The sequence below is a fragment of the Bifidobacterium sp. POST2/T3 (B1) genome (genome assembly GCF_058197115.1).
The window spans coordinates 1-5,223 of sequence record NZ_JBVPQK010000184.1 but is presented as its reverse complement, the minus strand read 5'-3'; the positions used below and the strand labels follow the sequence as shown (position 1 = coordinate 5,223).

Below are 5,223 nucleotides of genomic sequence, written 5' to 3'. Positions count from 1 at the left end.
GAGAGGAGTGCCATGCCTGGATGGATCTGGATCTTTCTGGTGATCTTCATGCTGGCCATGCTGATTGGCGGAGCCGTATACGCCATCCGCCACGCCATGGCGGCCGGCCGATCCATAGGGCGGGTCTCAGACGATCTGAACCGACACATGCCCCAGCCCCCAGTTGCAGGACAGTCACAGGCAACAGATAGGGCTGAAGGTCCGGCTTTCGCCCTGCCCCTGTCGCACTCAACCGAACGCTACAGCCAGGCCCACGCCCAGGTTCTGCAGCGCAGGGAGCAGCGCAGGAGGAATCATGCCCGCGTCTGGCGGCGGTGGAAGCAGTTCAATAAGTAGTTCTTGGAGGAATATGTCAGGTCATCGTCACCACGGACAGGATTCATCAACATCCGAACCGGGGCCGGCGGAACGCTATGCCCGTTTCAGTCGTCACCGTAAGCGAATGACCGGAGCGCCCGCACGTTTTCAGTCCAAGTTGCCCTTCCCTTTGGACGACTTCCAGCTGGAAGCCATCACTGCTCTGGAGGATGGCGACAACGTTCTGGTGGCCGCTCCGACCGGCGCCGGGAAGACCATCGTAGCCGATTTTGCAGTATTTTTGGCCCAGGAGCAGAACGTCAAGACCTTCTATACCACCCCCATTAAGGCCCTGAGCAACCAGAAATACCATGACCTGGTCGACCGCTACGGCGAGGACCGGGTGGGGTTGCTGACCGGCGACACCTCCATCAACTCCGAGGCGGACATCGTAGTCATGACCACCGAGGTTCTGCGCAACATGCTCTATGAGCAGTCCTCCACCCTGACGGCCCTCAAGTACGTAATCCTGGATGAGGTCCACTATCTGGCCGACCGCTTCCGGGGGCCCGTCTGGGAGGAGGTCATCATCCATCTTCCGGCCTCCATCCGCATTGTGGGGCTGTCGGCCACCGTGTCCAACGTGGAGGAATTCTCCGACTGGATCTCATCGGTGCGTGGACGCACCCATCTGGTGGTCTCCGAACGCAGGCCCGTACCGCTGGAGCAGCACGTCCTGGTCCAGGCCGACAGGCACACCGAGCCCGAGATCCTGGACCTGTATCGACACGACAATTCAGGACGGCAGACCCCAAAGATCAACCCACGTCTGGTCTCCCGGCTGGCCCAGCTGGACAAGGCAGGACAAGAACGTGCTCAGGCCCGTGATCAAGGACACCATCACCACCATGGCCGCGGCGGCAGGCCAGAGCGACGGATGGGGGAGCGGTATCGTCCAAGCCGGGCAGACGTGGTCGATGAGCTGGACTTCATGGACATGTTGCCCGGCATCTACTTCATCTTCTCCCGTACTGGCTGCGACCAGGCCGTCCAGCAGTGCATCCGGGCAGGCCTGCAGCTGACTACTGATGAGGAGGCGCGCCGAATACGGCACATCGTGGACTCCATGGCAGCCGGCCAGCTCAGCAAGGAGGATCTCAAGGCGCTGGGATTCTCCCAGTTCCGTTTCGCTCTGGAGCAGGGCTTCGCCGCCCATCACGCTGGCGTGGTCACCCTCTTCCGGCAGATAGTCGAACATCTGTTCGAACTGGGACTACTTAAGGTGGTCTTCGCCACTGAGACCCTGGCTCTGGGCATCAACATGCCTGCCCGCTGCGTCGTGGTCGAAAAGCTAGAGAAGTTTGACGGCACCGGGCATGTAGCCCTGACGCCCGGCGAATTCACCCAGCTGACCGGTCGAGCCGGCCGGCGCGGCATCGACGACATCGGCCATGTAGTAGTGGTCGACCACCGGGACTTCAGCCCCAAGACCATGGTGGCCCTGTCCAGCCGGAGAGTCTATCCGCTGCACTCCAGCTTCCGACCCACCTTCAACATGGCCGTCAACCTGCTCAACTCCTCCAGCTACACGCGTGCCCGGGATACCCTGGACCATTCCTTTGCTCAGTGGGAAGCCAACCGATCAGCCTCAGAGCTGGAGGAGCGCATCGAGACTCTGACCAGCGGCCTGGAGGACTACCGTAAGGCCGCCCAATGCAGCCGCGGCGATCTGATCGAGTTCATGCGCATCCGTGCAGCCCTCTCTTCGGCCCAGAAGAACGATCGCCGCCGTTTGAAGCGACAAAGGTTCACCAGCGAGAAAGCTCGCGACCAGGCATTCCGTGACCTTGACCGGCACATCGACCAGCTGCGCGAGCAGGAGCGCAACCATCCCTGCCGCCAGTGCCCGGATCTGCCCAAGCACCATCGCTGGGGGAACCGGTGGCTTCGCATGGACAAGGAGCTGCAGAGGACTCGAGAACAGTACGAGTCCAAAACAGGATCAGTCTCGCGCCAGTTCGACAGAATCTGCCAGATTCTGGCTGACCTGCACTACACCCGTCCCGTCGACCCTGATGACTGCCGATTGACGCGCAAAGGGCAGCTGCTTCGGCGCATCTACAGTGAGCAGGATCTGAGCCTTGCCGAGATCCTGGATCGGGGCCTCCTCAACGATCTGGAGCCCGCAGAACTGGCGGCCGCCGTTTCCGGACTGGTCTACGAATCCCGACGTGGGGTAGGGGAGCAGCCGGGGGAGAGGGCCGGATACAGAGCTCCCAGGCTGGTCGAGGCCATGGAGGATATGAAGCGTCAGTGGTCCCAGGTGCAGGAACGTTGCGATCAGGCCGGGCTGGAACTGCCCCCGGAACTTGATTTTGACTTAGGGCCGACCATCTACGACTGGGCCTGCGGCGACTCTCTGACCACCATCCTGCGTGACAGTGATCTGACGGCGGGGGACTTCGTGCGCAACGCCAAGCGCCTGTCCGATGTGCTCACCCAGATCGTCCAAGTGGAACCCTACCTGGGCAGGGGAGGGCATCACCTGGCCAGGGCAGCCAGCATCGCCGCCGACCAGGTCAATCGCGGCATTGTGGCATATACAGGCGTGGAGTGAACACGGTCGCAGACAGGGAATAAGTTTCAGGTCAACACTGTTCTGTAGCTTGGAGGCAGTGACGGACACGAGTAAGGAGGAATCATGGCAGAGCGTAGTCTTCGCGGCATGAGTATTGGGGCGAAGTCCCTGGAATCTGATCAGAATGTGGACTTCGCGGCACGCAGCGAGGTCGCCTACATCTGCCCCAAGGGCCATCGGACCATCCTGCCCTTGGCCGAGGGTGCTGAGGTGCCGCAGGAGTGGGAGTGCCGCTGCGGGCAGATCGCTCACCTTGAGGGACATGACGAGCAGGAGTCCGGCAAGACCGGCAAGCCGACCAGGACCCACTGGGACATGCTGCTGGAGCGTCGGTCCGAGGATGAGCTCAAGGCTGTGCTTGACAAGCGTCTGAAAATGCACCGCGAAGGATGGTTCCCCGACTATGAGTAAATCACCGCGCCGCCTGGTTCTGCTGGATCTGGACGGTACCCTGACTGCTTCTCATCCGGGCATTATCGCCTCTGTGGTGCAGACTTTCAAAGAGCTTGGTCATCCTGTGCCCGACGAGAGCGCGCTTCGACGATTCATCGGACCAGCTATCGAAATATCCTTGCGCCACAACGGCATCAGAGAGGAGGACGTCGATAAGGGCGTTCAAATCTACCGGTGCTATTACAGCGAAAAAGCATCATTCGAAGATCCAAGGCATCCTGGACAACGTGTCCCTGGACGCCTGCTCGCCACAGTCTTCGATGGCATCCCCGAACAGCTCAACCGTATGCACGAGCATGGTCTGACTTTGGCCGTGGCCACCTGCAAGCCTGAGTATCAGGCCCTGCCCGTATGTGACCATTTCGGATTGAGGCCACTGGTAGATGGAGTCTATGGCGCCAGCAAGGACTCCACAAGGGTCACCAAGGGCCAAGTTATCACCTACGCGTTGCAGCGGCTTGGTTTCGATGCCAAACACGGCGACCGGGCCCTTATGGTCGGCGACCGTTGGACTGATGCCGATGGCGCCCTGGAAACCGGTCTGGACTGCCTGGGATGCGGCTGGGGCTATGCCGAGCCCGGAGAACTTGAGTCTCACGGGTGCTACCGAGTCATCGACCATGTCGGCCAATTGTGCCAAGCTGCCGAGGATTACTTCCAGGAATAACACCTTGTTCAGGATCTGTCTTGCGCAAACAATCGCACACTCATCCGCGGCAAACTTTGCGCAAACAATCGCAAAGCTCCAAGCCAGGACAGTAACAACCCTGAAATCACAGTCAACAAAGCAAATTGTTATGAAATGCCAGTAAGCCGATAATGTACGTTATGTCAAATTACTTATTATTTTTCTCCCCCTTTAGGCCGCCACATGGCCTTCGCACAATGTTGTCCTCGTCGATCATGCAGCCCGTTGACGCTGCTCGTGCTGGTGCTCCAAACGCTGGCGCAGACGCATAGCCGTCAGCTCGTCGATGGGCCGCTCAGGCAAGCCTGGTGTCAGCTGTCCGGTAGTCAAATCCACATGGTCGCAGGTCTGCAGTTCCAGATCCATCCGATGCCAGATAGCACCCACAGAGATAGCAAAGACGGCACGCCCGGACTGCATCAAAGCGAAGACCTGATCCGGGCCTGAACACTCGCTAACCTCGTCCCCGTCGCAAACCACAGTCACATGCTCAAGCTGACCGACTGTCCGATGCTCAAGATAAGCCACAGTGCTTGTTGCGTTGACCAGGTTGACGCCGGCATCCAGAAGTCGCTTGAGGACCGCCAGGATGACCACATCTTTAAAAGAATATAGCCTGCGGGAGCCTGATCCGTGTGAGGCCTTAATTGAGGGCTCTACAATCCGTTTGCGGGCCCAGTAATCCAGCTGTCGATAGGTGATGCCGGCCACCTTGGCCGCGACAGTTCCCCGGTAGCCTCGGGTCGTGCCCTCGGCCTGCTCAGCCGAGAAGAGTTCCCCCTGCACCAGCTTCGGCACCTCTTCGGCCATGCCATGCCCCCTATCAGCTCTTGGCGATGACTGCCCGATTGTCGAAGTAGACCAGCCTGAACTTGCCGATCATGATCTCGTCGCCGTTGTGCAGGTCGGCCTGGTCCACGCGTTCACGGTTGACGTAGGTGCCGTTAAGACTGCCCGTGTCCTCGACCCTGAAGCCTTGGTCAGTCCGTACAAATATGGCGTGCGCCCTGGAGACTGTCGAGTCGTCCAACAGAATATCCGCTTTGGGATCACGGCCCACGCTGACCTGGTCCTCATCCAGCAGATAACGCGATCCCGACACCGCTCCCCTAGTAGAGATCAGCAGGGCTGTACCCTCAGGCAATCG

Annotated in this window: 6 protein-coding genes; 4 read left to right on the top strand and 2 right to left on the bottom strand. The window is 59.9% G+C overall.

Annotation, left to right across the window (positions count from 1 at the left end; translation table 11 throughout):
- The 4 genes from AC0AP0_RS08570 to AC0AP0_RS08555 form a co-directional block, all read left to right on the top strand.
- Positions 1 to 336 (top strand): hypothetical protein (locus AC0AP0_RS08570; protein ID WP_490430162.1); only part of this gene is annotated, 336 nt, incomplete at its 5' end.
- 13 nt (positions 337 to 349) lie between these two features.
- Positions 350 to 2,914 carry a DEAD/DEAH box helicase gene (locus AC0AP0_RS08565; protein WP_490430161.1) on the top strand — a complete coding sequence of 855 codons (2,565 nt, stop codon included), beginning with the start codon at positions 350 to 352 and terminating at the stop codon, positions 2,912 to 2,914.
- 84 nt (positions 2,915 to 2,998) lie between these two features.
- The gene (locus AC0AP0_RS08560; RefSeq protein ID WP_045935333.1) at positions 2,999 to 3,346 is read left to right on the top strand and encodes an RNA polymerase-binding protein RbpA; all 348 of its coding nucleotides are present in this window, start codon (positions 2,999 to 3,001) and stop codon (positions 3,344 to 3,346) included.
- A complete protein-coding gene (locus tag AC0AP0_RS08555; RefSeq protein WP_110425188.1) occupies positions 3,339 to 4,055 on the top strand; it encodes an HAD hydrolase-like protein in 717 nt (238 codons plus the stop codon). The genes AC0AP0_RS08560 and AC0AP0_RS08555 overlap by 8 nt, the downstream gene beginning before the upstream one ends.
- A gap of 234 nt (positions 4,056 to 4,289) precedes the next feature.
- Here AC0AP0_RS08555 and AC0AP0_RS08550 read toward each other — a convergent pair whose 3' ends face one another.
- Positions 4,290 to 4,886 (bottom strand): MerR family transcriptional regulator, encoded by a 597-nt coding sequence (locus AC0AP0_RS08550; RefSeq protein WP_046322860.1) that lies wholly within the window; start codon positions 4,884 to 4,886, stop codon positions 4,290 to 4,292.
- Positions 4,887 to 4,899: 13 nt separating this feature from the next.
- Positions 4,900 to 5,223, bottom strand: a 324-nt coding sequence (locus tag AC0AP0_RS08545) for an FHA domain-containing protein (RefSeq protein ID WP_490430160.1), incomplete at its 5' end; no start/stop codon positions are given.

Coding starts and splice junctions, on each gene's coding strand:
- AC0AP0_RS08565 (WP_490430161.1), top strand. CDS start 350: ATGTCAGGTCATCGTCACCACGGACAGGATTCATCAACATCCGAACCG.
- AC0AP0_RS08560 (WP_045935333.1), top strand. CDS start 2,999: ATGGCAGAGCGTAGTCTTCGCGGCATGAGTATTGGGGCGAAGTCCCTG.
- AC0AP0_RS08555 (WP_110425188.1), top strand. CDS start 3,339: ATGAGTAAATCACCGCGCCGCCTGGTTCTGCTGGATCTGGACGGTACC.
- AC0AP0_RS08550 (WP_046322860.1), bottom strand. CDS start 4,886: ATGGCCGAAGAGGTGCCGAAGCTGGTGCAGGGGGAACTCTTCTCGGCT.